Here is a 25,295-nt window from a genome sequence, read left to right as displayed (position 1 = left end):
TTAATATTTGTTTATTATATATTCTCATATTATATAACAAATTTATCTGAAGATCAGGATTCGGAATTTTTCCGCACATCAATATCCACCAGTTCCAGGCCATCCGGTACCTCGTGAAGGTACAAATCTTCAATATGTCTCCGGATAACCCGCTTTCCTCCCACATCTCCCTCTAATTTCAGAAGCTCCTTTAAGTAGTTTCTGGAAAAGATGGCCGGGTTTCCCAAAGCGCCCATGTTGCACAGACAGCCGATTCCCTTTCCGCTGTTTTTCCAGCCATTTACCAGATCTCTTATGGTAGCTGCCTTTAAATATGGCTGGTCGCAGACCGCAAAGCAATAATCTGTTTCTTCACTTTTTAACACTTCCAGCGCCAGATGAATGGAATGGGAAATACCGAGGCTGCTTTCCTCGTTTACCACTATCTCATAGCCATAATTGTTCAAGCAGTCCATGATTTCCTGGTACTGGGTAACAACCACTTTCCTGTCAAAGATGCCGTCCGGAAGCTTTTCCACTTCCTCTAAAATGTATTGGTACATGGGTTTCCCCTTGAATTCATGAAGCAGCTTATTGCCGTTAAATCTGCGGCTGTTACCTGCTGCCAGAAGGATAAGTGCCAGTTTCATGCCATCAAACCTCCTCTTTTCATTACTTTTCTGTTTTTTCCGCCGCCCCTTTTTTCTTCTTCATGCTTAAAATCGCCTCAAGGACGCCTCCTCCTATGGAGGACGCCTTGTCTGAGATCGTGTAGCAGTTTTGGGCGTTTCCTCTGGGATCAACATCTCCTGATTTCATTCCCTTTGTCACTGTTACACCATCCTGAAGCAGCCCTCTGACAACGCCGCCCACCTGGGCATATATGGGAGCATCGCCTGAATAGCCCACCAGGCCGCCTTCTTCCACCAGATCGCCGATCATGACATGGCCTTTAAAGGTTCCGTCAGCCGTTGCACGGATAATTCGTTCTTTATCATAACCGCCGATCATGCCTGGAACTCCTGTGTTGGGAAACGCGCTTCCTTCCCAGATACAGCGGCCCAGGTTATGGCCTCTTTTTGTCTCCACCACCACATGGCAGTCAAGTCCTGCCGTAAACCCGGGGCCAACACCTACTACCACATCTGCGTCCGTTATCCTGGTTCCCAAATTCTTTTTGGCAATAATAGCATCCACCACTACATCCGGCTTCCAGGTTTCCCGGATTTTGCATTCCTCATCGACCACAACTGCAACCTGATCCCCTGCTATGGCCTCATGGATTTCCTCCAGGCTGTGGCATAAAACTCCGGTGACATCCTCCACCATTGCCTTTCCCTCATAGACTGCCCTTGAAAAGGCCACCGTCCGCCGCACTGTAGTGGGAACGGCGATATCCGTCATGACCAGTTCAAAGCCGCAGCGCTGCAGCCGGCATCCAATGCCTGATGCCAGATCACCGGCTCCTTTTATTAGTACCTTCATTATAATCTCCTGATCTTTTGGTTTATTTTCTGGCGCATTCTCCGCCCCGGCCCGACAGGATTTCCAGACCATGGAAAAGAGTATCCAGAATATATTCCAGACTCTCTCTCACCGCCTTAGGACTTCCCGGAAGGTTGATGATAAGGGTCGATCCCCGGATGACGCTGGCGCCTCTGCTTAACATGGCCCGCTTGGTCACAGTCATGCTGTAAGCCCGTATGGCCTCGGCAATTCCCGGTGCATTGCGGTCCGCAACAGCCAGAGTGGCCTCCGGAGTCACATCCCTGGGAGAAAAGCCGGTCCCACCGGTGGTCAGAACCAGATCGCATTCCACCTCATCGCTTAAGCGCATGAGTTCCTCTTTTAAGTCCTCTCCTTCATCGGCAAGGAGTTTATAGCTGACCACTTCAAAGCCTGCATTCTCCAATATCTCTCTTATGACTGCGCCGCTTACATCTTCCCGTTCTCCGGCAGCCCCTTTATCACTTAAGGTTACGATTCCAGCTCGGTACATACTGTGATTTCATCCCCTTCCTTCATGAATCCTCCATGGAGAACCCTTGTAAAGATTCCGTTTGTCGGCATGATGCATTCTCCCATTTTCTTGTATATCTCACAGTGGCTGTGACATTCCTTTCCTATCTGTGTCACCTCCAAAAGGATATCCCCGCACGTTAACCTGGTGCCGACAGGAAGATGAATGAGGTCAATTCCCTGTACAATGACATTTTCCCCAAAGGCTCCGTTTCCGATCTCTGCGCCTCTTGCCTTAAAGTCCTCTATGGTATCAAAGGATAACAGGCTTACCTGCCTATGCCATTTGCCTGCATGTGCATCCCCTTCTATCCCGAATTCTTCTATAAAATGCCCTTCATCCACTCTGGTTTTCTGGGTTCCCTTTTTTTCACTGATACAGACAGCCATTACCTTTCCCATCTGCTTATCCTCCTATCTGGTTCATGTTCAGGCCTGCTTCTCCCTGGCCTTCTTCAAAATGATGGCTCTCCGGTTTGTTACGGATACTCTCATTCATCAAATCGAAAAGACCGTCATCAGAAATTCCTTCCCGCAAAGGCCCTTTTAAATCCACTCCTGCGGGACTGTCCAGGCAAAGCTTTAAAAATCCGTCAGATGTCAGCCTGACCCGGTTGCAGTTATGGCAGAATTTGTGACTGACGGCACTGATAAAGCCGATAAAACCGGTTTCATCTCCCCATGTATAATAAACGGCAGGACCGTTGCCTTTCACCTTACGGCTTTCCTTAAGCTCTCCAAATGCCTCTGACAGAATCCCTGCCAAGTCATCATTTTCCAGTGCTTTATAATTTTTTCCCTGACCAATGGGCATCATTTCGATAAAACGGACCGGGATCCTGCGTTCCATGGAAAAACGGGCAAAGGCCAGTACCTCTTCCTTTGTTAAGTCCTCCATGACCGCACAGTTTATTTTTACCTTGAGCCCCGCTGCCAATGCGCTGTCGATTCCTTCCATAACGGATTCAAAGCAGTCTCTTCTTGTGATCCTGGCAAACCGCCGGGGATCCAGAGTATCCAGGCTTACATTGACGCTTGATAAGCCCGCAGCTTTCAGCTCTTCTGACTTTTCCTTTAACAGGCAGCCATTGGTTGTCATGGTCACATCTTCAATTCCCGGGATTTCCGCCAATTCTTTGATCAGGACCTCTATGCCCTTTCTCACCAAAGGCTCCCCGCCGGTTACTTTTACCTTATGGATTCCAAGGCGGGCGCCGGCCTCACAGATTCTCACGATTTCCTGATACGTGAGGATGTCCTCATGACGAAGAGGGGCTATCCCCTCCTCCGGCATGCAGTAGAGACACCTTAAATTGCACCGGTCTGTAACGGATATCCGGATATAATCAATGGTTCTGTTGCAGCTGTCTTTCATAATCCGCTCCCCCTGCCGCCTGAGTCCTTTTCATAAAGTCCGCTTTTCCCGCCAGCCTTTTTCAAAAGGCAGATATCACTGATCACCATCCCCCGGTCCATGGCTTTACACATGTCATATATGGTGAGCAGTGCTATGTTCACCCCTGTCAGAGCTTCCATCTCCACGCCCGTCTTTCCCTGGGTTTTCACCGTACAAACCGCCTCTACAGAAAGCCGTTCCTCATGAAGTACAAAATCCACCGCGCATTTTGTTAGCATCAGTCCATGACACAAAGGGATCAGTTCAGAAGTTCTTTTCGCTCCCATGATACCAGCCACCCTGGCCACTCCCAGAACATCGCCCTTTTTCGCGGTACCAAGGGAAATGGCTTCAAAAACCTCATGATTGACCGTAATAAACCCATGGGCAACGGCAATCCGGTCTGTCTCCGACTTTTCTCCAACATCTACCATGCGGGCATTTCCCTGTTCATCAAAATGTGTCAGTCCATTCATATTTTCGTTCAACCTTTCCTTCTGTAGTGCTTTACCAGCCCTTTCCGAAGCCGCAGTTTGGATAATAGCATACGTCGCAGGAGAGACAGAGCCCTCCTTTTCCCAGCTTATCAAGGTCTTCCTTTGTTACCGGATCGTCCGCCATAAGCCTTGGGAGCACCAGATCAAATACAGTCCTCTTAGAATACATGACACATCCGGGAAGTCCGGCTATGGGAATATTTTTCCCATCCTGCCTGTAGTAGGAAAGTAAGAACATGGCTCCCGGAAGCACCGGAGCGCCGTAGGATATCACCTCTGCACCTGTATTACGGATAGCAAGCGGAGTCTTGTCATCCGGGTCAACGCTCATGCCTCCGCTGACAAGCACCATGTCAGCCCCCTGACGGATAAGGTCAAGAATCGCATCCGTGGTATGCTCCGGCTTATCATCTGTGATTGTCTGGCCAAGAATCTGGCCGCCCAGTTCTTCCACCTTTGCTTTTAATACAGGTCCAAAGGAATCCTTTATTCTGCCATGGTATACTTCGCTTCCTGTGGTTACGATTCCCACCTTTTTATCCAGGTAGGGCAGCACGGCAAAGATCTTTTTACCCGCGCAAACTTCTCTGGCCTCTTCCATCTTTTCCTTTTCAATGACAAGGGGAATGATCCTTGTCCCGCACAGCTTGTCCCCAGGCTCCACGGGAGTGTTAGGATGTCTGGAAGCGATCATCATATTCCCTAAGCTGTTTATTTTATCTAAAAGTCCGGTATCTATCTTTAATAAGCCCCGGACGGTTGATTTCAATTCAATTTTACCTTCCTTTACCTCACTGCGGTCCATATGGTCACCCAGGCAAAGGCTGCACAGGATTTCAGCAGCTTCATTTTCATGGTAAAGGGAATCATCCTTTTCCCAAACATAAATATGTTCTTTTCCCATAGACAGCAGCACCGGAATATCCTCCTCTGTCACCACATGTCCTTTTCTGAATCTTGCATCTTTTATTACTCCCGGTATGATCTGAGTCATATCATGGCAGAGAACCTGTCCTACCGCATCTACTGTCTTGATTTCCTTCATTTTCCCTCTCCTTTCGTTCTTGGCATAATTTACTTATTAGCGCAGGCGCAGCACGGCTGTGCTTAGAAAATTAATGTTATTCTCAAGTAAGAATATCCATCTTTGCAGAAATTTTTCATATCCGTTCATTATATCATCCGGGAAAATATTTGTAAAATAATTCTTCCACTGCAGCTTCTGCTTCCTCAGCAAAAGCCAGATACTGGTTTAAGAATTTTTCACCCTCTTCGGTTAAAACGGTGGTTCCCCCATTTTCCCCACCTCTTCTTCCTTCCATCAATGAAAGTCCCAGATCCTCTTCTGCTTTGTTAATAATCTTCCACGCTTTCGAATATGCCATATGCAGTTCCTGGCAGGCAGCCGAAAGGGACCCCCTCTCCCTTACAAGCTTCATTAAAGCTGCCACTCCAGGACCGAAGTTGCGCTCTTCATAGTAAACGCGGAGTTTTAAATGATACTTAAGCGTTCTTTCCTCTTTTTTTATTTCTTCCATTTCAATCCTTTTCTACGATGTATGGAAACTGGTCATCACACAGCGGCCGGCCCATTCTTCTCCCATGCACTCCATGACACGGATCCCATCGGACAGCCTGTATTCATTATCAGCTTTATTTAACAAAATCCGGTATTCCATGGATTCCGCTCCCTTTCTGGTTCCCTGGCTGCTTACAAGTATTCTGGCTGCCTGGGACTGCGTAATAAGCTCTTTTTCCGTCTTCCAGCCAAATACGGACTCCGCAAGTTCCCACCGGAAGCAAGTTTCTACCCATGGGCTACCAATGGCATCCAGACCGGCGCAGCCAATCACCCCATGGGTGCCTTTTAAAAGAACAGGTTCCCCTTCCCTTGGGATCTTCAGAGGCAGACGTTTTGCACCGTCTGCCTCTACAAGAAGCACATCGGAAAGGCCTGAAAGCTGCTCCATTTCCAGGAGATCCATGCCTTTTAATTTTCCATGAAGTGCAGTCTGCCCTGTTACCAGAACCTGGCCTGTATGGCCGGAATGCCACTCTTTCCTGTCTTTTAAGTAATCTTTTACGGTTTCAGCCCGGTCCGCCAGCACTACTTCCCGGTCCTCAGGATAGAAGATATGGGTACTGGTGGTGACTATCACCCGTTTTCCCCTGGCCGCCAGTTCATCGGCCAGGGAAAACATGGTGGTCGTCTTACCGCCTCCGCCGGTTAAGCAAATGACCATATGATCCTTAAGAGGAAATCCCAGGGCTTCCCACAGGGAATCTCTTCTTACCACGGCCGTCTTTTCTCCACAGGCATTTAAGGTATAGACTTTCTTTAATCCCATTCATACAGCTCCATACGTCTCTTTCTGGGGACATAAGAACCGGTTTTCTCCAATACGACCTGACCGTCTTTTGCAGCCAGGCGGCCATTTAAGAATACAAGCTCAGCTTTTCCCTTGACAGAGGTTCCTTCAAAAGGACAATAATCTACATTTGCCACCTGGTTTTCTACAGACATCGTCCACTGGACATCCGGATCCCACACGACGATATCCCCATCGCTTCCGGGAGCAATGGCTCCTTTCTGGGGATAAACACCGTAAAGCTTAGCCGGATTCTCTGACAGCACACTGCACATCTGCTCCAGTTTTAAGTTATGCTCCAGCACACCGAAGCTGTAGATGAGGACAGGACGGGATTCCACTCCCGGCATTCCGTTTGGAATCTTTGTAAAATCTTCTTTTCCCGCCGCCTTCTGGCTGGTGGTGAAGCTGCAGTGATCTGTTGCAATGGTCTGGATATGATTCTTAAGAAGGGCATTCCACAGTCTGGTGCTGTCCTTTTCCTTCTTAATCGTAGGAGAAATCACATACTTGCTTCCCTCAAAGCCGGGAAGGTCATAAACGCTCTCATCAAGAAGCAGGTACTGGGGACAAGTCTCCAGATAAATCTCCTGGCCCCTTTCCCTTGCATACTTTACTTCCTGATAACCTTCACCGGAACTTAGGTGGACGATGATCACCGGAGCATCTGCAAGGCCTGCGATTTTTAACAGTCTGCCAATGGCTTCTGCCTCTACTGCAGCCGGTCTGGTTTTTTTATGGGAGCTGACGGACAAATTGCCTTTTGCTTTCTCTTCTTCCACCAGTGCTTCTATGAGTCCCATATTTTCACAATGGATACCGGCAATTCCGCCGACTTCCTTCAGCCGCTTCAGTACCTGATATATTTTCTTATCATTTAAGTACATCTCATCATAAGTCATGTATAGCTTAAAGGAGGTTACGCCGCCTGCAACAATTTCTTCCAGTTCCTTGCTGATAGAAGGATTCCAGTCGGAGATCGCCAGGTGAAAACCATAATCACAGGATGCGTTTCCATCTGCTTTTTTATGCCAGTTTTCCAGCGCCTTTTCCAGGGTCTCTCCCTGATACTGGGTGGCAAAATCAATGATCATCGTAGTTCCGCCTGACAAAGCGGCCTTTGTTCCCGTTTCAAAATTATCTGCTGTAACGGTACCTGCCACATGAAGATCAAAATGCGTATGTGCATCGATGAAGCCCGGGAACAAAAGCTTTCCCGTCACATCAATAACCTCCGCTTCTTCAGCCTGGATTCCTGCTTCCACTGCCTGGATCTTTCCCTCATCCATAAGGACATCCGCCTGGATTATGCCGCTTCCTGATACTACAGTTCCACCCTTTAATAGCGTCTTCATAAAATATCTACATCCTTTCTTTCAGCTGTATCGGCCATTCTTTTGGCCTGCTTTTCATTTTTTGTATTGGCTGCAGTCATTTTCAAAGCTTGAAAGGCGCAGGGAGAAACTCATTCTCCGACTGCGCCGATTCATTACCAATACAACTACTTATTCTTTTTGCTTCTTTCGGGACTTTTTTTATCCTAAGATATAGTCATAGTCACTGCAGACAGTTTCCATAACTTTTCTAAGTCCTTCCGGAATCACGCTGTCCTTTTCACCGGCTTTCCAATTGAGAATATTGCCAAGGTAACGTACTTTGCAGGCTGCTGCTTCTTTATCTAATACAACAAAGCCCTCATTTTTGCTGTTTTCCATGTCAGCTTCATTGGCGAATAAGGTAAACTTATCCAGGTAAGGAGCACTGTCATATGGACAGAAGCTCTTACAGTTTCCGCACTCATTGCACATATAGTCCACATGGACAATCTGGTGCATGGACAGGCCTGGAATATTCAGCGCAAGGTTTGCACGGTTTGGACAGACCTCAGCACAGTTTTCGCAAACGTTGGAGCAGCCAAGGCATCTTGCATCTTCTACCTTATAATCCTTTGTTCCTTCAAGGATACCGCGCTTGTCATAAATCTTATCTAAGTTATCTACGGTGTCATCAAAGTCCACCGCAGCTTTCTTGCCTAAAATAGCTTCTGCAGCCACACGTGCATCTCTCATAGCCTCTACTACTGTAGCCGGTCCAAAGAGTCCGTCGCCTACCACATAAACGCCTGCAGCGCTGGTTTCTAACGTTTCCTCGTTTACAAGGACTTTGCCGCGGTTGCTTACGTTAATGCCGTTTGATTCATAGAATTCAGTGGGAACCTGCTCGCCTACTGCTGCAATCACTGTATCTGCAGGAATCTCTACAGTTTCTTCTGTTTCTACAATACCTCTTCTGCCGGTAGCATCGGTATCACCAAGCTTCATCACTTTGCAAAGGAGTTTACCGTTTTTAAGCTCTACCGGAGACAGCAGTTCCTTGAATTCCACGCCGTCTTCCAGTGCCATCTCTAATTCTTCCTCATCTGCAGGCATATAGCGCTTGGTTCTGCGGTAAACAAGGTAGGAGTGTTCCACGCCTTCTGTTCTCTTTACCGCTCTGGCTGTATCCATGGCAGTATTGCCGCCGCCGATGACTACTACATTTTTACCGATGTTTAGTTTTCCGTCGGTCTCCTTAAACTGAGCCAGGAAATCTAAAGCATTTATGGTCTCTCCTGCTTCAAGCTTTAACACGCCTGGTTTTGACGCGCCTGTTGCAAGGATAATATAATCGAATCCTTCCTTCTTTAAGGCTTCTAAATCTGTCACTTCAGCATTGAATCTAACTTCAGCACCATATGCCAGAGACAGAGCTGCATCCTTATCAATCGCCTCATCCGGAATACGGAATCCAGGGATCACATGTTTTACCACGCCTCCTAAGCTGCCGCTCTTTTCAAAGATGGTTGCAGGCATTCCGTTCTTTGTCAGGAAATAAGCTGCTGCAAGGCCAGCCGGGCCGCCGCCTACTACTGCTGTCTTTTTGCCCTTCAGTTCACCTGCTTTGATCTCCTTCATGAAGGCATCATAGCCGCCTTCTGCACAGACCAGCTTAACTCCGCGGATATTTACCGGATCTTCATAATAGTTCCTGTTACACTTGCTCATACAGTTATGGGCACAGATGGTTCCTGTTATGAATGGAAGCGGATTCTTCTCTGCGATTACCTTCATCGCATCCTCATATTTGCCTGCACCGGAAAGCTGTAAATAGGTGGTGATATCCTGATGAATGGGGCAGCCTTCCTTACATGGAGCCACATAACAGTCAATAAGGGGAACGCTTTTAGGCATCTTCCTGATAGGAAGTGGTTTTACTGCCTTTTTGTGATGAGGATCATGAACTGCATCTGCTGCCAGTTTCGCAGTCTTTTCCGGATCAACTTTTGTAAACTCCACCTGTCCGCCTTCTAACTTCTCTGCGATCTGGTAAAGTCTCTGATAGCCGCCTGGCTTTAAAAGAGTGGTTGCCACGGTTACAGGCCAGATTCCTGCATCTACAATTGCATTGATGTTGTGGTAATCTGCACCGCCTGAGAAGGAAATTCTTAACTTTCCGTCAAATTCCTTTGCCAGTCTGGCTGCCAGTGTAATGGAAAGAGGATATAAAGACTTTCCGGACATATACATCTCTTCGCTTGGAAGCTCTTTATTTTTTACATCAACCGGGAAGGTATTGGTAATCTTAACACCGAATTCCAAGTTCTTTTTCCCAGCCAAAGCCATAAGGGTCTTTAACATGGGAATTGCATCCTCGTACTGTAAGTCATCAAGGAAGTGGAAATCACCGAATGATACATAATCATATCCCATGTCATCCATGGTCTTTCTGGCAAATTCATATCCAAGAAGGGTCGGGTTGCACTTAATGAAGGTATTCAGTCCCTTTTCCTCAATCAGGTAAGTAGCAATTCTCTGAATCTCCTGAGGAGGACATCCGTGAAGAGTGGAAAGGGTTACGGAATTGCAGATTTCGGAAGGAATGCTCTCGATATCTTCTCTGGTCACGTTCTTAAACTGATCCAAATGATCGAAAAGATATTTTATGCAATCCTTAAACATCTCTGTATCTTTTGCATCCTTCATGTTATCGATAAAGGAGTTCACCTTCGGGGATTTAATTCCTTCCAGATCATATCCAACGCTCATGTTGAACTGGAAGCCATCCATTGCTCCAAGGCCGTATTCTTTGGCAATGATGTGAAGCAGGATCCATGCCTTGATGTATTCGTCCTGAGCCTGTGGAACATAAAGTTCTGTAGACCACTCACAGTTATAGCACTCGTCATCTGCCTTAATACATGGTTTGCTTACAGGCAGATCTTCTCCGTCTAAGATCTGGACAGTCTTTAATTCAAAGAAACGGCTTCCGGCATAGTAGGAAGCTACAATATTCTGTGTAAGCTGGGTATGAGGGCCGGCTGCCGGTCCCATAGGTGTCTCCAAATTACGTCCGAATATTTTGCGGTTGTTTTTCTCGTCTGCTTTATAAGGTCTGTAGACACCAAAAACAGTATCATTCTTTTCTTGTTCTTTTACGATCCAGTCCACTAACTGCCCAAATGGCATTGGAGTCATTCTATCTCCCATGTTTTACCTCCTGTAACGGGGTTGTCCGCATTATTTCTCCTCAGACAACCCTCCGTGAATATTCTATATTTATTTATATTACTCTTTTTTTTGATTTTATGAAAGTAATATTATCTGGAATTAATCCGGTTTGCAAGTTCAGCTGCTGCCTGTCTGCAGTCTGCCATCACCTTTTCTTCATCAATGGCCGTAAGGATACGATCCTTCATCAGCACTTTTCCGTTGCCTACTGTGGTTACCACGCTGCGTCCTGTCATTCCGAAAAGGATATGACTGTTGCAGTTATCCCCATTCATAGGGGTTAACGGAATATAGTCGGTAACGATCACATCTGCTGCCGCGCCCTCTTTTAATACGCCCAATGGCTTCTTAAAGTAACGTCCTGCAATCTTTGCATTTCCTTCAAACAGCATCTTCGGAACTTCGCCCCATGCTGCATTGGGATCGCATAAATGATGCTTGTGCAGAACATTGGCCACTTTATAGGATTCTGTCATGTCGTGAGTATAACCATCAGTTCCAAGACCTGTTAAGATTCCTCTGTGAACCAGTTCCATGGTTGGCGGGCATCCGCATGCATTGCCCATGTTGGATTCCGGATTGTGAACTACCATGGTATCCGTATCCTTAATCAGCTGCATCTCATGAGGATTGATATAGATGCAGTGTCCAAGGAGGGTCTTTTCTCCCAGGATATTGCAGTCCATGAGACGGTCTACGATACGTTTTCCATATTTCTTTAAGCAGTCATGAAGATCTTCGATCCCCTCTGCTACATGGATGTGATAACCAACACCTTCAGGCTTATGGGAAGCTGCAAGCTCCATGGTCTCATCAGAAATGGTGAACTGGGCATGCATACCCATCATTCCTGCAATCATGTCGCTGTCATCTGCCAAAGCGTGCTTAATAAATGCTTCGTTCTCAAGAACTGCTTCTTTTGCCTTCTCTTTGCCGTCTCTGTCAGAAACCTCATAGCACAGACAGGAACGGACACCGGTCTCTTTCGCAGCCTCTTCGATCTTAAACAGAGAATCTGTAATATGGCCGAAGCTTGCGTGATGGTCAAAGGTTGTCGTCACACCGTTCTTAATGGAATCGATGTAAGTCGCCATGGCGCTTAACCGTGTTTCTTCTAAAGTGAGGTTGCGGTCAATGGTCCACCACATTCCGTCAAGGATCTCTAAGAATCCGTGAGGATCATATCCATTGATGCTTAAGCCTCGGGCAAAAGAGCTATAAATATGTTCGTGGGCATTAATAAAGGCTGGCATGATAACTCCGCCCTTTGCGTCGATGTACTCCGCATCCGGGTATGCTTTCTTCATATCTTCTGTGGTTCCAACTTTGCGGATCACGTTCCCCTCCATTGCAACTGCGCCGTTCTCAAAAAACGGATTCCCGGGGTCTCTTGTAATCATTCTTCCATTACCGATAATCAGCATGTTTCCATCTCCTTTTTTTCCATTTTCTAATCATAATTTAGGTTAAACCTTAAAATATTCGACTGTACAAACCTCACATAAGAACCAATCCTATGCCTGTACTCAATTTTTGCAATCTGCTTATACTCACTCCTATAATTCGACATTTTCTATACAGATTACACCATAAATCCCTCACTAGGTACAGTGTATCATTTCATATAAAGAAATGCAAGTGAAAAAACAAAAAAATTTTAGCGAACCTAAAAAATTTTTAGAAAACCACTTGTAATTTTAATTTTTTATGCTATGATGAGTGTATAAGATGTTCCGATGAGGGGAGGGCAAACGATGGATACAAAGCTTGAACTGTTAACGCAAATCGCTAGTGGAATTGCTGCTCATTTTGGTAACAACTGTGAGGTAGTTATCCACGACATTAGGAAAGAAGATATAGAGAGTTCTATTGTCTATATTGAGAACGGCCAGGTAAGCAACAGAAAGCTGGGGGATGGTCCCTCTGAAATCGTTCTTGAAACGTTAAAAAAGAACCCGGATCTTTTAAAAGACCGCTTATCCTATTTAACAAGAACCGATGACGGCAGGATCCTTAAATCCAGCACCATGTATATAAGAGGCAAAAATAATACCATTGATTACATTCTGGCTCTTAACTATGATATCACAGGACTGCTTACCATAGACAATTCCTTAAAATCTCTTCTCTCCACCTCGGAAACAGGAGACGATGAGAAGCAGCCAAAAAGAATCACCCATAATGTGAATGATTTACTTGATGCACTGATCGAACAGTCTGTTGCCTTGGTTGGCAAACCGGTCGCTCTTATGAGCAAAGATGACAAAGTTGCGGCAATCCAGTATTTAAATGATGCCGGTGCTTTCCTTATTACCAGATCAGGCGACAAGGTTTCCAATTATTTTGGCATATCCAAATTCACTTTATACAGTTATATGGATACAAATAAAGATAAGTAATATATTAATGTAGAAAAAAGGAGAATGAAAAATCATGAAACCAATCCAATGGGTTGTAAACACCATGCCAAAGACCGATGATAAAAATTTACCGGTTATGGCTACTGATGAAATCAAGAAAGCAAGAGTTTTCCACGAAAGCTTTCCTCAGTACAGCAAGACTCCTCTTGTAAAGCTGGATCACATGGCAGATTATTTAGGCCTTGGCCAGGTTTACATGAAAGACGAATCTTACCGGTTCGGCTTAAATGCATTCAAGGTATTAGGCGGATCCTTTGCTATTGCAAAGTACATTGCAAAGCAGACTGGAAAAGATGTTTCCGATCTTCCCTACAGTGTCCTCACATCTGACGCATTAAGAGAAGAGTTTGGCCAGGCGACCTTCTTCACTGCTACCGACGGTAATCACGGACGTGGTGTTGCATGGGCAGCAAACCGGTTAGGCCAGAAATCCGTAGTCTATATGCCAAAGGGCTCCACGATCACCCGTTTCAACAATATTAAAGCAGAAGGCGCTACTGTTACCATTGAAGAAGTCAACTATGACGAATGTGTCCGCATGGCTGCAGATGCTGCTTCTAAAACAAAGAACGGCGTTGTGGTACAGGATACTGCCTGGGATGGTTACGAAGAGATTCCTGCCTGGATCATGCAGGGCTACGGAACCATGGCACTGGAAGCGAATGAACAGCTTGAGGAAAACGGCTGCGACAGACCGACCCATGTATTTGTTCAGGCTGGTGTAGGTTCTCTTGCAGGAGCTGTTCAGGGATATTTTGCAAACCGTTATCCAGAGAATCCTCCTAAGGTAGTCGTTGTGGAAGCTGATGTAGCTGACTGCCTCTATAAGGGTGCAAAAGCCGGCGACGGAGATATCCGCATCGTAGACGGCGATATGCAGACCATTATGGCCGGCCTTGCCTGCGGAGAGCCAAACACAATTTCCTGGGATATTTTAAAGAATCACGTAGATACCTTTGTATCTGCTCCTGACTGGGTAGCTGCCCAGGGCATGAGAATGCTTGCTGCTCCTATCAAAGGCGATGCACCGGTAACTTCCGGCGAATCAGGCGCTGCTCCTTTCGGAGTTCTTGCCTGCATCATGCTTCTTGATGAATACAAGGAGTTAAAAGAGCATTTAGGACTTAATAAGGATTCAAAAGTTCTCCTCTTCTCTACTGAGGGTGACACCGATCCAGAGCGTTACAAAGCAATTGTCTGGGACGGAAAAGAACGTTAGGCATAATTTTCTTAGTAAAGGCAAACACAGTGCGGACTGAACTTAGAAAATTAGCCGTTCGATGAGCCAAAGGCGAATCGAACTTCTTAAATAAATTATAAATATGGAGGACAAAAACATGGATTACAACAAAATCAAAGAAGCAGCAAAAAATTATGAAGCCGACATGACAAAATTCTTACGGGAAATCGTTAAATTCCCAGGCGAGAGCTGTGATGAGAAGGCTCACATCGACCGCATCGCAGAAGAAATGCGGAAGCTGGATTTCGACAAAGTAGAAATCGACGGCATGGGCAACGTATTAGGTTATATGGGAACCGGCAAGACTTTAATCGGTTTTGACGCTCACATTGATACTGTTGGTATCGGAAACAAGAGCAACTGGACATTTGATCCATACGAAGGCTACGAGAATGATACAGAAATCGGCGGCCGCGGAGTATCCGATCAGTGCGGCGGTATCGTATCTGCTGTTTACGGTGCAAAAATCATGAAGGACTTAGGTCTTTTAAATGACAAATACACCGTATTAGTTACCGGTACTGTTCAGGAAGAAGACTGTGACGGTCTTTGCTGGCAGTATATCATCAACGAAGGCAAGGTTCGTCCGGAATTCGTTGTTTCCACAGAGCCAACCGACGGCGGTATCTACCGCGGACAGAGAGGCCGTATGGAAATCCGTATCGACGTAAAGGGTGTCTCCTGCCACGGTTCCGCACCAGAGCGCGGTGACAACGCAATCTACAAGATGGCTGATATTCTTCAGAACGTTCGCTCTCTTAACGAGAACGATGCTGCTGATGACAAGGAAATCAAAGGCCTTGTAAAAATGCTTGATGAGAAGTACAACAAAGAGTGGAAAGAAGCAAACTTCTTAGGCCGCGGTACTGTTACTGCTTCCGAGATCTTCTTCACCTCCCCAAGCCGTTGTGCAGTTGCTGACTCCTGTTCCGTATCCTTAGACCGTCGTATGACCGCAGGCGAAACATGGGAAAGCTGCCTGGAAGAGATCCGCAATCTTCCAAACGTTAAGAAATACGGCAATGACGTTACTGTTTCCATGTACGAATATTCCCGTCCTTCCTACACAGGACTTACTTATCCGATCGAGTGCTACTTCCCAACCTGGGTTATTCCGGAGGATCACGATGTTACCAAGGCACTGGAAGAAGCTTACAAGAACCTTTACGGTGATGCAAGAATCGGTGCAGAAGAAACGGTTGCTATGAGAACTGCCCGTCCTCTTACCGACAAGTGGACCTTCTCTACAAACGGCGTTTCCATCATGGGCCGTAACGGAATCCCATGCATCGGCTTTGGACCTGGTGCAGAAGCACAGGCTCATGCTCCTAACGAGAAGACCTGGAAACAGGATCTGGTTACCTGTGCAGCTGTATATGCAGCACTTCCAACCGCTTACTGCAAATAATTTAACCAAGCCATTATCAACTATTTTACCATAATTCTGGCAGCAGGCCTTCCAGGCCTGCCGCCACTCCTAACAATCATTTTTGCAATCTGCCGATCATTCCTTCCCCAATCAATGCCTGGCAGACTGCATGAAGGATAGATAACAATAAAACAAGATAATATTCAGGAGGCTAACTACAATATGAAAACCTTACAGGATTACATTGACAAACTGAATTCCTTAAACTTTAAGGAGATGTATGAGAATGACTTCTTCTTAACATGGGAAAAGAGCGACGACGAGCTGGAAGCTGTCTGGACCGTTGCTGATGCTCTCCGCTTTATGAGAGAAAACAACATTTCCACAAAAGTATTCGAGAGCGGCCTTGGAATTTCTTTATTCCGTGACAACTCTACACGTACCCGTTTCTCCTTCGCTTCCGCATGTAACTTACTTGGTCTGGAAGTTCAGGATTTAGACGAGGGCAAATCCCAGGTAGCTCACGGCGAGACCGTTCGTGAAACAGCTAACATGGTTTCCTTCATGGCAGATGTTATCGGTATCCGCGATGATATGTATATCGGCAAAGGAAATACCTATATGCATGAATTTATGGACGCTGTTACCCAGGGTAATAAAGACGGCATCTTAGAGCAGAGACCAACCTTAGTAAACTTACAGTGCGACATTGACCATCCAACTCAGAGTATGGCTGATATGCTTCACATCATCCATGAAATGGGCGGCATCGAGAATTTAAAGGGCAAAAAGCTGGCTATGACATGGGCTTACTCTCCTTCCTACGGAAAGCCATTATCCGTTCCTCAGGGAATCATCGGCTTAATGACACGTATGGGTATGGAAGTTGTTTTAGCTCATCCGGAAGGCTACGAAGTTATGCCTGAAGTTGTTGAAGTTGCAAAGAAGAACGCTGAGAAATCCGGCGGTTCCTTCCGTGTATCCAACGATATGGCTGACGCATTCAAGGATGCTGACGTTGTATATCCAAAGAGCTGGGCTCCATTCGCAGCTATGGAAAAGAGAACCAACCTTTACGGTGAAGGCGATACAGACGGCATCAAGGCTCTTGAGAAAGAATTACTGGCTCAGAACGCAAGCCACAAAGACTGGTGCTGTACAGAAGAGCTTATGAAGACCACAAAAGATGGCAAGGCACTTTACATGCACTGCTTGCCAGCTGACATCAACGATGTAAGCTGCAAGGACGGTGAAGTTGTAGCTTCCGTATTCGATCGTTACCGCGATCCATTATACAAAGAAGCAAGCTACAAGCCATATGTAATCGCAGCTATGATCTTCTTAAGCAAATTTGAGAATCCACAGGAAATCTTAAAGAAGCTGGAATCTGGAAAAACACCGAGAATTTTTGAATAATTTCACATCGGGGCAGCTGCCCCATATTTAAGAATATCAGGCGCACCTGCAGCCTACCAATGGATACGGGTGTGCCTTTTAAATAATTCTTAACTAAGAGGATAACTAAATGGAAAAGAAGAAAAGAATTGTTATTGCGTTAGGCGGCAATGCTTTAGGTAATACTTTATCAGAGCAGATGGCTGCAGTAAAGATCACGTCAAAAGCAATCGTTGATTTGATCGAAGAAGGCTGTGAAGTAGTGGTGGTTCACGGCAACGGCCCACAGGTGGGTATGATTAACAACGCAATGAGCGCTTTAACACGGGAAGATCCCAAACAGCCAAACACTCCTCTTTCCGTCTGTGTAGCCATGAGCCAGGCTTATATCGGCTATGACTTACAGAATGCTTTAAGAGAAGAGCTGGTAAACAGGAACATCAGTAACATTCCTGTAACCACCATGATCACACAGGTTCGTGTGGATGAAAACGATCCTGCCTTCAACTCTCCCAGCAAGCCAATCGGTCACTTCATGACTGCAGAGGAAGCGAAACTGGCTGAGGAAAAGTACGGATACATCACAAAAGAAGATGCAGGACGGGGATACCGCCGTGTGGTAGCTTCTCCAAGCCCTTCAGAAATTATTGAAATCGGCGCAATCCGCTCCCTTGTGGAAGCAGGACAGCTGGTTATTGCCTGCGGAGGCGGCGGTATTCCCGTTACCCTTCAGGGAAATCATTTAAAAGGCGCAAGCGCAGTTATTGACAAAGATTTTGCAAGTGAATTGCTGGCAGAGGAACTGGATGCAGACTTCTTAATCATCCTCACAGCAGTTGAGAAAGTAGCAATAAACTTCGGTAAACCGGAAGAGAAATGGTTGGACGATATCACAACAGACGATGCCCGCAAGTATATTGGAGAAGGACACTTCGCTCCTGGCTCCATGCTGCCAAAGGTTCAGGCTGCCGTGAAATTTGCAGATTCCAAGGAAGGGCGTAAAGCGCTCATTACCTTGCTTGAGAAAGCAAAAGATGGAATCTTAGAGAAGACCGGAACTCACATTCATAAGTAAAATTATGAATTTTTTTATTATAATAGAATATTTACATTAGGTAAAATACCAAGATTCAAAGTCGTCGGCTATCATAGAAGACATGATTAGTCATTACAAAAGGGGTTTTGTAAGGGGGACTGGGGACTGTCAAATTACTTCTTAACAGTCCCCTATAAGACTTTGAAAATCTATAGTAAAGAGAGGGACTATCTTTGAATAAGCAAAACGACAAAGAACTGATCTATCAACTGGAAGGCAGACCAAGTTTTAAAACTGCATTCCCACTAGGTTTGCAGCACATACTGGCTATGTTTACGGGCAACTTAGCTCCCATACTTATCATTGCCGGTATCTGTGGGTTAGAGCCAGCGGATAAGACCGTTATGTTATCTTCCGCAATGATTGTATCCGGTATAACCACCTTGTTTCAGCTGTATCCGCTCAAGCTTGGGAAGAGCTACCGCATAGGAGCGAATCTACCCATTGTCATGGGTACATCCTTTGCATTTGTTTCCGTGGCTGCCATTGTTGCCACTCAAATCGCACCTTCCATGGGGCTGACCGATCCGCGTGATATATACGCGCTGGTTCTTGGCTGTTCACTTGTTGGTGGTCTTGTTGAAGTATTTATGGGGTTCTTCTATAAGAGACTTGCCAATCTGTTTTCACCGATCGTGGTGGGAACAACGCTCATTGCCATTGGATTAAACTTATTAAGCGCGGGAGCACGATACTTTAACGGCGGTTCAGGCGCAGCAGCTAATTTGGCGGCATATAACGAGAATCCGGCTAAATATCAATTTACAGGCGTATTTGGTTCAATGAAAAATGTAGGCATGGCGTTATTTGTGTTTGTCCTTGTATTATTGCTCCAAAAGTATGGCAAAGGCATTGTAAAGAATTCCGCTTTACTTTTTGGACTGGCTATTGGATATGTGGTGTCTATCGCCTTAGGTATGGTAGATTTTGCACCGATTACAGCGGCTAAAGTTGTCTCCGTACCATTACCGTTTTATTTCGGCCTCAAATTCTCCATAGCTGGTATCTTAAACTTCGCCCTGTTTTATGTCATTTCCGGACTGGAAACCATCGGTAACACCGGCGGTATCACCATTGCAGCGTTTGACAGGGAACCTACCTCCGAAGAAACAGCCGGTGCCATCCTTGCAGATGCGGGTGGATCCATGTTAGCAGCTGTATTTAACGCACTGCCAAACACCGCGTTTGGACAGAATGCGGGCATTATCTCCATGACGAAAATCGTTAACAAATGGTGCGTTGCCGTAGGAGCTATATTCTTGGCTTTGTGCGGACTCATTCCGAAATTGGCAGCTCTTTTCCAAACCATCCCGGATGCAGTTTTGGGCGGCGCTATTATTTCTGTATTTGCCATGATTACATTAAATGGTATTAAGATGATTGCCAAAGCTGGTTTCTCCGAGAGAAACGTAACCATTATCGGTATTACACTGTCATTTGGTATTGGACTTACCTCCATGAGTCTGGCCGTGGAAACCTTCCCAGCGTTCATTCAGCCTTTATTAGAAGCCATTGCGCCATTAACAAGCGCACCGGCTGCCGTGTGCTGTATCGTATCAATCTGCGCAAGCCTTTGCTTCCCTATGAGTAAAGAAGATAAAGAGATGGCAAAAGCTGCTATGCAGGATGCGTAATAAAACAAAATTATAACAAAATGCCCTTCCGCTGAAAGCTTTGGCTTAAAGCGGAAGGGCATTTATTATTTTACAGTTTCCAAATATCCCGGTTATACTCAAGAATGGTCCTGTCCGAAGAGAAATACCCTGCCTTACTGATATTGATTAACATCTTTTTCGCCCATACAAAAGAATCCTCATAATCCTTATAAATCCTTTCCCTGGCAGCCGAATAAGCTTTGTAATCTAACAGGGTCATGAACCAGTCCTTCTTTAATATCTCATCATAGAGCCTTTTTAAGTTCTCCTTATGGCCGATAGCAGTCATCTCTGCTCCTACCATAAAGTCCAGAGCTTCCCGGATCTCCCCATCCGTTTCGTAATATTCCTTAGATACATAATCCGCTTTTTCATAATGCCGGATCACCGTTTCACTGGATTCTCCGAATATATAAATATTGTCCTTTCCCACCAGCTCTGCGATCTCCACATTGGCACCATCCATCGTTCCAAGAGTCACTGCCCCGTTTAGCATGAACTTCATGTTTCCGGTCCCGCTGGCCTCCTTGGATGCCAGGGAAATCTGCTGAGAGATATCACAGGCAGGAATCAGCTTTTCTGCTTTGGATACGTTATAGTTTTCCACCATCACCACCTTCAAGTAGGGGCTTACCTGGGGATCATTGTTTATCAGCTCCTGGAGACACAGGATCAAGTGAATGATATCCTTTGCAATCACATAGGCAGGGGCTGCCTTGGCACCGAAAATCACGGTGACCGGGGCGGACGGTAAGTTTCCTTTTTTTATCTCCAGATACTTGTGAATCACATAAAGGGCATTCATCTGCTGTCTCTTATATTCATGGAGGCGCTTGACCTGAATATCATAAATGGAGTTTTCATTGATATCCACACCCTGGGTTAACATAAGATATTCCTTTAACGCTGTCTTATTCTGCTTTTTAATATCCAGGATTGCTTTTAAGGTTGCTTCATCATCAAACGCAGCCAGCTTTTCCAGCTCCATGGCGTTTTTCTTATACCCTTCTCCGATTCTGGAGGTAATCAGCTGCGTAAGCAAAGGATTGCAATGGAGAAGCCACCTGCGGAAGGTGATCCCGTTTGTTTTATTGGAAAATTTCTCTGGATAAATATCATTAAATTTCTTCAATTCACTTTTTTTCAGAATCTCTGTATGAAGGTACGCCACTCCATTGACGCTGAAACCATAATGGATATCCATATGGGCCATGTGCACCAGATCCTTTTCATCAATGATCGCTACAGAAGGATCCTGATGAACGTTGCGGGCTTGTTTATCCAGTTTCTTTATGACAGGCACCAGTTGGGGTACAGCCTCCTCTAAATATTCCATAGGCCACTTTTCAAGGGCTTCTGCAAGAATGGTATGATTGGTGTAAGCACAGGTCCTGCTGACAATCTCCGCTGCCTCTTCAAAGGAAATCCCTCTCAGAGTTAAAAGACGTACCAGTTCCGGGATCACCATGGAGGGGTGGGTATCATTGATCTGGATCACCGCATAATCTGGTAAATCATAAAGTTTGCAGCCCTTTTTAACGCACTCATCAAGAATATACTGGGCAGCGCTGCTGACCATAAAATACTGCTGGTAAATGCGAAGCTTCCTTCCGGCCTCGTCACTGTCATCCGGGTAGAGGAACAGGGTCAGATTCTTTTTAATGTTCTCTTTATCAAAGGAAATCCCGTCTTGTATGATCTCCTCATCAATGGTTTCCAGGTCAAACAGATGAAGTTGGTTAGTCCGTCCCTGATAGCCAGTCACCCCTATATTATACATTCTGGAACGAACGCTCAGTCCTCCGAAGGTCACTGGATAACTGACTTCTGTCCGGGTAAGCCAGCCATTCTGCTCTATCCAGGGATTGGGATCCTCCACCTGAAGATGGTCCTCAAAGCTTTGCTTAAATAAACCAAAATGATAATTAAGACCAATGCCGTCTCCGTTTAGGCCAAGGGTTGCCATAGAATCCAGAAAACAAGCGGCAAGACGTCCCAGACCGCCGTTTCCAAGAGAAGGCTCTGGCTCCATTTCCTCGATCTCGCAAATATTTTTGCCATTTTTCATAAGAACCTGACGGACCTCCTCATACATTCCAAGGTTGATCAGATTATTGGAAAGAAGTTTTCCGATTAAGAATTCCGCAGATATATAATATACCTTTTTCTTTCCTTCCTCCTGCCGTTTTTTTTCCGCTTCCTCCTGGACAATTTTCAGCAATGCAGAATATATCTCCTTATTAGAACACTGATTTACCGCTTTACCGTATATTTCAATAATCCGTTGCTCAAGATTCATAAAATCCACTCCTTTTTTGCATTCTATACCGCTACTCTTGTATTATAGTATCCCAGGCGGTGTTTATCTTGCAGCATTCTGGCATATTATGATACAATACTATCATCAACCACTTAACTTTTTCGAAAAACAGGTGTTTTATGAATATCATACAGTACGAAAACTATCAGGAAAAGCGGGAACAGGACCCTTCCGGTTTTCCTTACCTGACTTACCCCTGCACCATACCCCTGGATTTTAGCAAGGTTCCGCTGCACTGGCACGATGAGATGGAATTCATCTACATTAAGAAAGGGACCGGATTGGTATCGGTGGATTTTGTTCCCTATGAGGTCCATGGGGGTGACATCATCGTCGTCAGCCCTGGTAAGCTTCATACCATCGAAAAGTGGAAGCAGGAATCCATGGAGTATGAGAATATAATCTTTGACTTAAATCTGCTGCGCTCCAGGCATCCGGATGTCTGCTGGGAATCCTATCTCTCCCCCATCAGCCGGGGACAGAAAAATCTTCCGGTGCACATGACAAAAGACATTCCCTTTTACAGTGGAATCGCTTCCTGCTTAGACCAGATCGATCAGGTCCGTGAGACATTCCCTGAGGGCTATGAGCTGTTAATCAAAGGAAAATTAATGGAGCTGTTTTTTCTTTTCTGGAGCAATGAAGCGTCATCTTCCTCTCCTCCACCCCGCCCCAAAAAAGAGCTGGAGCGGACCAGGCAGATCCTTAAATATGTGGAACAGCATTACAACAGGCCGCTTTCCATAGAAGAAGTATCCGACGCCTGCGGCATGAGCCAGTCTCATTTTATGAGATTTTTTAAGAACACGATGGGAATGCCTTTTACCGCTTACTTAAATGATTACCGCCTGACCATGGCCTCCAGGCTGCTCCTGTCCTCTGAGGATTCGGTACTAACCATTGCAGGGGATACGGGGTTTAACAATCTGTCCTATTTTAACCGGATCTTTAAGGAAAAATTCGGAATAACTCCCAGGGAATTCAGACGGCATATGGATATTCCACCCTCCGGCTGAATAAGATAGTAACAAATCATAGACAGGTGAAGCCATATGGATAAAAACCAGATAAAATTATCTGCTTTTACCGCTATTCCCTTAGGAGTTGGGGCTTTGACAGCATTTTTGACGAGAAACGGCTTGTCCATATATAAAACCTTAAATCACCCTGCCCTTTCTCCCCCAATATGGCTCCTTCCGATCATATGGACCGCATTATATATCCTCATGGGGTTCGGCTCCTATCTTGCCGTCTCTTCGCCGTCTCACAGAAAAGGAGAGGCTCTCCGGCTATATGGAATCCAGCTGCTGCTTAACTTCCTCCGGAGCCTGGTGTTTTTTAACCTAAAAAACTATCTGCTGTCATTTTTGATTCTCCTTTTCCTTTGGTACTCTGTTGTAAAAATGATATCTGCCTTCTGGACTGTCAATCCGGATGCAGCAGTTTTGCAAGTTCCTTATTTACTTTGGATCACATTTACCGGGTACTTAAACCTGGGGATTATGTTTCTTAATTGAATGAAGAAAGGAGCAAGGCTACGGCAACGTTTCTGTTGCTTTGGCCTTGCTCCTTTTCAACTGTTCCTTTTTAGCTGTATTTAGGATGGTAATTTTCCTAATCTGCGGAGCATGGTTTTCTCTACCGCATTTAAGATATTCTCATAGCCCGTGCACCGGCATAAATGGCCGGACATCAGCTTTCTAAGCTCATCTCTGGTATACTCTTTTCCGCTTTCCAAAATTTCTACCGCTGACATGATAAATCCCGGCGTGCAGAATCCGCACTGAACCGCTGCCTCGTCGATAAATGCCTGCTGGATGTCGGAAAGCTCTCCATTTGGACCCATAAGGCTTTCTAAGGTTGTGATACTTTTTCCATCTGCCCAAACAGCCAGATAGATGCAGGAATTGAAGCATTCATGATCTATGATCACGTTACAGGCTCCGCATTCCCCTACCTCACAGCCTTTTTTTACGGAAGTCAGGCGGTAATCATCCCTCAGCATATCGGTAAGGGAAGCCCGTACATCCACCATTGTTTCTGTGTATTTTCCATTGATGGTACATTTCACTAATTTATATTGTGCCGGCATTAGATCTCACCTCCTGAAAGTTTCACTGACTCTATGAAACAACGGGTTGCCATTTCCACGGCGATGTGCTTACGGAAATCCTTTGAGGCCCGCCAGCTATCACGAGGATTGATATCTTCAAGGATTTCTTTTCCGAAGGCTTCTGCCAGTTCTTTCGATACCGGCTGCCCCTTCGCCAGTCGTTCTGCGCTTTTCGTGCGCATGGGAATCGGGCCTGCTACTCCAAAAGCGATCCTGATGTCTTCTACTGTCTTTTTATCCTCTGACAGCTTGACATTTACGGAACATCCTGTGGTAGCGATATCCATGGCGTTTCTGTTGGCGTATTTGATATAATGGCCCTTATATCCTTCATAGCTATTCTTTGGTATGATCACTGCCGTCTGAAGTTCTCCCTCTCTAATATCCACGGTTCCTGCTTTAATATAGAAATCGCTGATAGGGATCCGACGGATTCCTTCCGGGCCAGTCAGCTCGATCACTGCATCCCATGCAAAAAGCGTAGATACCGAATCTGCTGATGTAACACCATTGCAGGTGTTTCCTCCGATTGTTGCAATGTTTCTTATCTGGGGACCGCCAACCATATCTACTGCTTCTCCAAGAACGTTGATGTATTCCTGGATGATCGGATCCTTCGTAATATGGGAAAAACTGGTGAGAGAGCCTATGCGTATGGCCTCTTCCTCGTCAAGTTTCACACCTCTCATTTCATCGATCATATAAATACTGATCAATTCCTTACCGGCACGTTTTCCTTCCCGCATCTGTATTAAAACATCGCTGCCGCCAGCTATGATCTGTGCTTCCGGATGTTCCATACGCAGCTTTACCGCCTCTTCTACGGTATTTGCTTCATATAATGCTTTCATATCATACATAGAGCCTTCCTCCTTGCTAT

At 45.6% G+C, this 25,295-nt stretch carries 23 protein-coding genes; 8 read left to right on the top strand and 15 right to left on the bottom strand.

Annotated features, from left to right (window positions below; genetic code table 11):
- Positions 1 to 53 precede the first annotated feature (53 nt).
- The 12 genes from BMX69_RS01260 to ssnA all read right to left on the bottom strand — a co-directional run bounded on the left by BMX69_RS01260 (position 54) and on the right by ssnA (position 12,231).
- Positions 54 to 629: a nucleotidyltransferase family protein gene (locus BMX69_RS01260; protein WP_054791412.1), complete on the bottom strand. Its 576-nt coding sequence runs from the start codon at positions 627 to 629 to the stop codon at positions 54 to 56.
- A 22-nt stretch (positions 630 to 651) separates the two neighbouring features.
- Complete coding sequence (yqeB, locus tag BMX69_RS01255) at positions 652 to 1,464, bottom strand: selenium-dependent molybdenum cofactor biosynthesis protein YqeB (protein WP_100041325.1); 813 nt, start codon at positions 1,462 to 1,464, stop codon at positions 652 to 654.
- A 22-nt stretch (positions 1,465 to 1,486) separates the two neighbouring features.
- Complete coding sequence (locus BMX69_RS01250; RefSeq protein WP_092240100.1) at positions 1,487 to 1,978, bottom strand: MogA/MoaB family molybdenum cofactor biosynthesis protein; 492 nt, start codon at positions 1,976 to 1,978, stop codon at positions 1,487 to 1,489.
- Complete coding sequence (locus BMX69_RS01245; RefSeq protein ID WP_054791411.1) at positions 1,957 to 2,400, bottom strand: MOSC domain-containing protein; 444 nt, start codon at positions 2,398 to 2,400, stop codon at positions 1,957 to 1,959. The genes BMX69_RS01250 and BMX69_RS01245 overlap by 22 nt, the downstream gene beginning before the upstream one ends.
- 4 nt (positions 2,401 to 2,404) lie before the next feature.
- A complete protein-coding gene (gene moaA / locus BMX69_RS01240) occupies positions 2,405 to 3,373 on the bottom strand; it encodes a GTP 3',8-cyclase MoaA (protein WP_100041324.1) in 969 nt (322 codons plus the stop codon).
- Positions 3,370 to 3,870 (bottom strand): cyclic pyranopterin monophosphate synthase MoaC, encoded by a 501-nt coding sequence (moaC, locus tag BMX69_RS01235; protein ID WP_054791410.1) that lies wholly within the window; start codon positions 3,868 to 3,870, stop codon positions 3,370 to 3,372. Before moaC ends, moaA begins: the two co-directional genes overlap by 4 nt.
- Positions 3,871 to 3,901: 31 nt before the next feature.
- Entirely contained in the window at positions 3,902 to 4,936 is a 1,035-nt protein-coding gene (locus BMX69_RS01230; RefSeq protein WP_025231754.1) for a molybdopterin-binding protein, read from the bottom strand.
- Positions 4,937 to 5,069: 133 nt separating this feature from the next.
- Entirely contained in the window at positions 5,070 to 5,429 is a 360-nt protein-coding gene (locus BMX69_RS01225; protein ID WP_025231753.1) for a winged helix-turn-helix domain-containing protein, read from the bottom strand.
- Positions 5,430 to 5,441: 12 nt separating this feature from the next.
- Complete coding sequence (yqeC, locus tag BMX69_RS01220; protein ID WP_100041323.1) at positions 5,442 to 6,239, bottom strand: selenium cofactor biosynthesis protein YqeC; 798 nt, start codon at positions 6,237 to 6,239, stop codon at positions 5,442 to 5,444.
- Positions 6,230 to 7,615 carry a dihydropyrimidinase gene (hydA, locus tag BMX69_RS01215; RefSeq protein ID WP_100041322.1) on the bottom strand — a complete coding sequence of 462 codons (1,386 nt, stop codon included), beginning with the start codon at positions 7,613 to 7,615 and terminating at the stop codon, positions 6,230 to 6,232. The genes yqeC and hydA overlap by 10 nt, the downstream gene beginning before the upstream one ends.
- A 180-nt stretch (positions 7,616 to 7,795) precedes the next feature.
- Positions 7,796 to 10,786, bottom strand: coding sequence for a putative selenate reductase subunit YgfK (gene ygfK, locus BMX69_RS01210; RefSeq protein ID WP_100041321.1), 2,991 nt, complete (start codon positions 10,784 to 10,786; stop codon positions 7,796 to 7,798).
- Between the two features lie 110 nt (positions 10,787 to 10,896).
- Positions 10,897 to 12,231: a putative aminohydrolase SsnA gene (gene ssnA, locus BMX69_RS01205; RefSeq protein ID WP_054791408.1), complete on the bottom strand. Its 1,335-nt coding sequence runs from the start codon at positions 12,229 to 12,231 to the stop codon at positions 10,897 to 10,899.
- Between the two features lie 330 nt (positions 12,232 to 12,561).
- On the opposite strand from ssnA, the gene BMX69_RS01200 reads away from it, so the two are divergent.
- The 6 genes from BMX69_RS01200 (at position 12,562) to BMX69_RS01175 (ending at position 19,961) form a co-directional block, all read left to right on the top strand.
- Positions 12,562 to 13,206, top strand: a complete 645-nt coding sequence (locus BMX69_RS01200) for a helix-turn-helix transcriptional regulator (RefSeq protein ID WP_054791407.1) — start codon at positions 12,562 to 12,564, stop codon at positions 13,204 to 13,206.
- A gap of 34 nt (positions 13,207 to 13,240) precedes the next feature.
- Entirely contained in the window at positions 13,241 to 14,446 is a 1,206-nt protein-coding gene (dpaL, locus tag BMX69_RS01195) for a diaminopropionate ammonia-lyase (RefSeq protein WP_029701503.1), read from the top strand.
- 118 nt (positions 14,447 to 14,564) lie between these two features.
- On the top strand, positions 14,565 to 15,875 hold the full coding sequence (locus tag BMX69_RS01190; RefSeq protein WP_100041320.1) for a YgeY family selenium metabolism-linked hydrolase: 1,311 nt from the start codon (positions 14,565 to 14,567) through the stop codon (positions 15,873 to 15,875).
- A gap of 183 nt (positions 15,876 to 16,058) precedes the next feature.
- The gene (gene ygeW / locus BMX69_RS01185) at positions 16,059 to 17,252 is read left to right on the top strand and encodes a knotted carbamoyltransferase YgeW (RefSeq protein ID WP_100041319.1); all 1,194 of its coding nucleotides are present in this window, start codon (positions 16,059 to 16,061) and stop codon (positions 17,250 to 17,252) included.
- A 109-nt stretch (positions 17,253 to 17,361) separates the two neighbouring features.
- Positions 17,362 to 18,306 (top strand): carbamate kinase, encoded by a 945-nt coding sequence (gene arcC / locus BMX69_RS01180; protein WP_025231745.1) that lies wholly within the window; start codon positions 17,362 to 17,364, stop codon positions 18,304 to 18,306.
- Between the two features lie 194 nt (positions 18,307 to 18,500).
- Complete coding sequence (locus BMX69_RS01175) at positions 18,501 to 19,961, top strand: uracil-xanthine permease family protein (RefSeq protein ID WP_100041318.1); 1,461 nt, start codon at positions 18,501 to 18,503, stop codon at positions 19,959 to 19,961.
- 70 nt (positions 19,962 to 20,031) lie between these two features.
- Here the strand turns inward: BMX69_RS01175 and BMX69_RS01170 are convergent, their stop codons facing one another.
- Positions 20,032 to 22,281, bottom strand: coding sequence for a glycogen/starch/alpha-glucan phosphorylase (locus BMX69_RS01170; protein ID WP_054791406.1), 2,250 nt, complete (start codon positions 22,279 to 22,281; stop codon positions 20,032 to 20,034).
- Positions 22,282 to 22,421: 140 nt separating this feature from the next.
- Here BMX69_RS01170 and BMX69_RS01165 point away from each other — a divergent pair, with 140 nt between their 5' ends.
- Together BMX69_RS01165 and BMX69_RS01160 are read left to right on the top strand one after the other, a co-directional pair.
- Entirely contained in the window at positions 22,422 to 23,318 is an 897-nt protein-coding gene (locus BMX69_RS01165; RefSeq protein ID WP_100041317.1) for an AraC family transcriptional regulator, read from the top strand.
- Positions 23,319 to 23,354: 36 nt separating this feature from the next.
- Positions 23,355 to 23,819, top strand: coding sequence for a TspO/MBR family protein (locus tag BMX69_RS01160; protein WP_100041316.1), 465 nt, complete (start codon positions 23,355 to 23,357; stop codon positions 23,817 to 23,819).
- A gap of 80 nt (positions 23,820 to 23,899) precedes the next feature.
- Here the strand turns inward: BMX69_RS01160 and xdhC are convergent, their stop codons facing one another.
- A complete protein-coding gene (gene xdhC, locus BMX69_RS01155; protein WP_092240116.1) occupies positions 23,900 to 24,394 on the bottom strand; it encodes a xanthine dehydrogenase subunit XdhC in 495 nt (164 codons plus the stop codon).
- Entirely contained in the window at positions 24,394 to 25,275 is an 882-nt protein-coding gene (gene xdhB, locus BMX69_RS01150; RefSeq protein WP_054791404.1) for a xanthine dehydrogenase subunit XdhB, read from the bottom strand. The genes xdhC and xdhB overlap by 1 nt, the downstream gene beginning before the upstream one ends.
- Between the last annotated feature and the right edge of the window lie 20 nt (positions 25,276 to 25,295).

Origin of the sequence: Lacrimispora sphenoides JCM 1415, from assembly GCF_900105615.1 — a bacterium.
Classification (GTDB): Bacteria; Bacillota; Clostridia; order Lachnospirales; family Lachnospiraceae; genus Lacrimispora; species Lacrimispora sphenoides.
Note: the sequence above shows the minus strand (reverse complement) of the source record. Positions and strands in the feature narration are given on the sequence as shown.

Excerpts from the sequence above, each read along its gene's own strand:
- BMX69_RS01260 (WP_054791412.1), bottom strand. The coding sequence starts at position 629 with ATGAAACTGGCACTTATCCTTCTGGCAGCAGGTAACAGCCGCAGATTT.
- yqeB (WP_100041325.1), bottom strand. The coding sequence starts at position 1,464 with ATGAAGGTACTAATAAAAGGAGCCGGTGATCTGGCATCAGGCATTGGA.
- BMX69_RS01250 (WP_092240100.1), bottom strand. The coding sequence starts at position 1,978 with ATGTACCGAGCTGGAATCGTAACCTTAAGTGATAAAGGGGCTGCCGGA.
- BMX69_RS01245 (WP_054791411.1), bottom strand. The coding sequence starts at position 2,400 with ATGGGAAAGGTAATGGCTGTCTGTATCAGTGAAAAAAAGGGAACCCAG.
- moaA (WP_100041324.1), bottom strand. The coding sequence starts at position 3,373 with ATGAAAGACAGCTGCAACAGAACCATTGATTATATCCGGATATCCGTT.
- moaC (WP_054791410.1), bottom strand. The coding sequence starts at position 3,870 with ATGAATGGACTGACACATTTTGATGAACAGGGAAATGCCCGCATGGTA.
- BMX69_RS01230 (WP_025231754.1), bottom strand. The coding sequence starts at position 4,936 with ATGAAGGAAATCAAGACAGTAGATGCGGTAGGACAGGTTCTCTGCCAT.
- BMX69_RS01225 (WP_025231753.1), bottom strand. The coding sequence starts at position 5,429 with ATGGAAGAAATAAAAAAAGAGGAAAGAACGCTTAAGTATCATTTAAAA.
- yqeC (WP_100041323.1), bottom strand. The coding sequence starts at position 6,239 with ATGGGATTAAAGAAAGTCTATACCTTAAATGCCTGTGGAGAAAAGACG.
- hydA (WP_100041322.1), bottom strand. The coding sequence starts at position 7,615 with ATGAAGACGCTATTAAAGGGTGGAACTGTAGTATCAGGAAGCGGCATA.
- ygfK (WP_100041321.1), bottom strand. The coding sequence starts at position 10,786 with ATGGGAGATAGAATGACTCCAATGCCATTTGGGCAGTTAGTGGACTGG.
- ssnA (WP_054791408.1), bottom strand. The coding sequence starts at position 12,231 with ATGCTGATTATCGGTAATGGAAGAATGATTACAAGAGACCCCGGGAAT.
- BMX69_RS01200 (WP_054791407.1), top strand. The coding sequence starts at position 12,562 with ATGGATACAAAGCTTGAACTGTTAACGCAAATCGCTAGTGGAATTGCT.
- dpaL (WP_029701503.1), top strand. The coding sequence starts at position 13,241 with ATGAAACCAATCCAATGGGTTGTAAACACCATGCCAAAGACCGATGAT.
- BMX69_RS01190 (WP_100041320.1), top strand. The coding sequence starts at position 14,565 with ATGGATTACAACAAAATCAAAGAAGCAGCAAAAAATTATGAAGCCGAC.
- ygeW (WP_100041319.1), top strand. The coding sequence starts at position 16,059 with ATGAAAACCTTACAGGATTACATTGACAAACTGAATTCCTTAAACTTT.
- arcC (WP_025231745.1), top strand. The coding sequence starts at position 17,362 with ATGGAAAAGAAGAAAAGAATTGTTATTGCGTTAGGCGGCAATGCTTTA.
- BMX69_RS01170 (WP_054791406.1), bottom strand. The coding sequence starts at position 22,281 with ATGAATCTTGAGCAACGGATTATTGAAATATACGGTAAAGCGGTAAAT.
- BMX69_RS01165 (WP_100041317.1), top strand. The coding sequence starts at position 22,422 with ATGAATATCATACAGTACGAAAACTATCAGGAAAAGCGGGAACAGGAC.
- BMX69_RS01160 (WP_100041316.1), top strand. The coding sequence starts at position 23,355 with ATGGATAAAAACCAGATAAAATTATCTGCTTTTACCGCTATTCCCTTA.
- xdhC (WP_092240116.1), bottom strand. The coding sequence starts at position 24,394 with ATGCCGGCACAATATAAATTAGTGAAATGTACCATCAATGGAAAATAC.
- xdhB (WP_054791404.1), bottom strand. The coding sequence starts at position 25,275 with ATGTATGATATGAAAGCATTATATGAAGCAAATACCGTAGAAGAGGCG.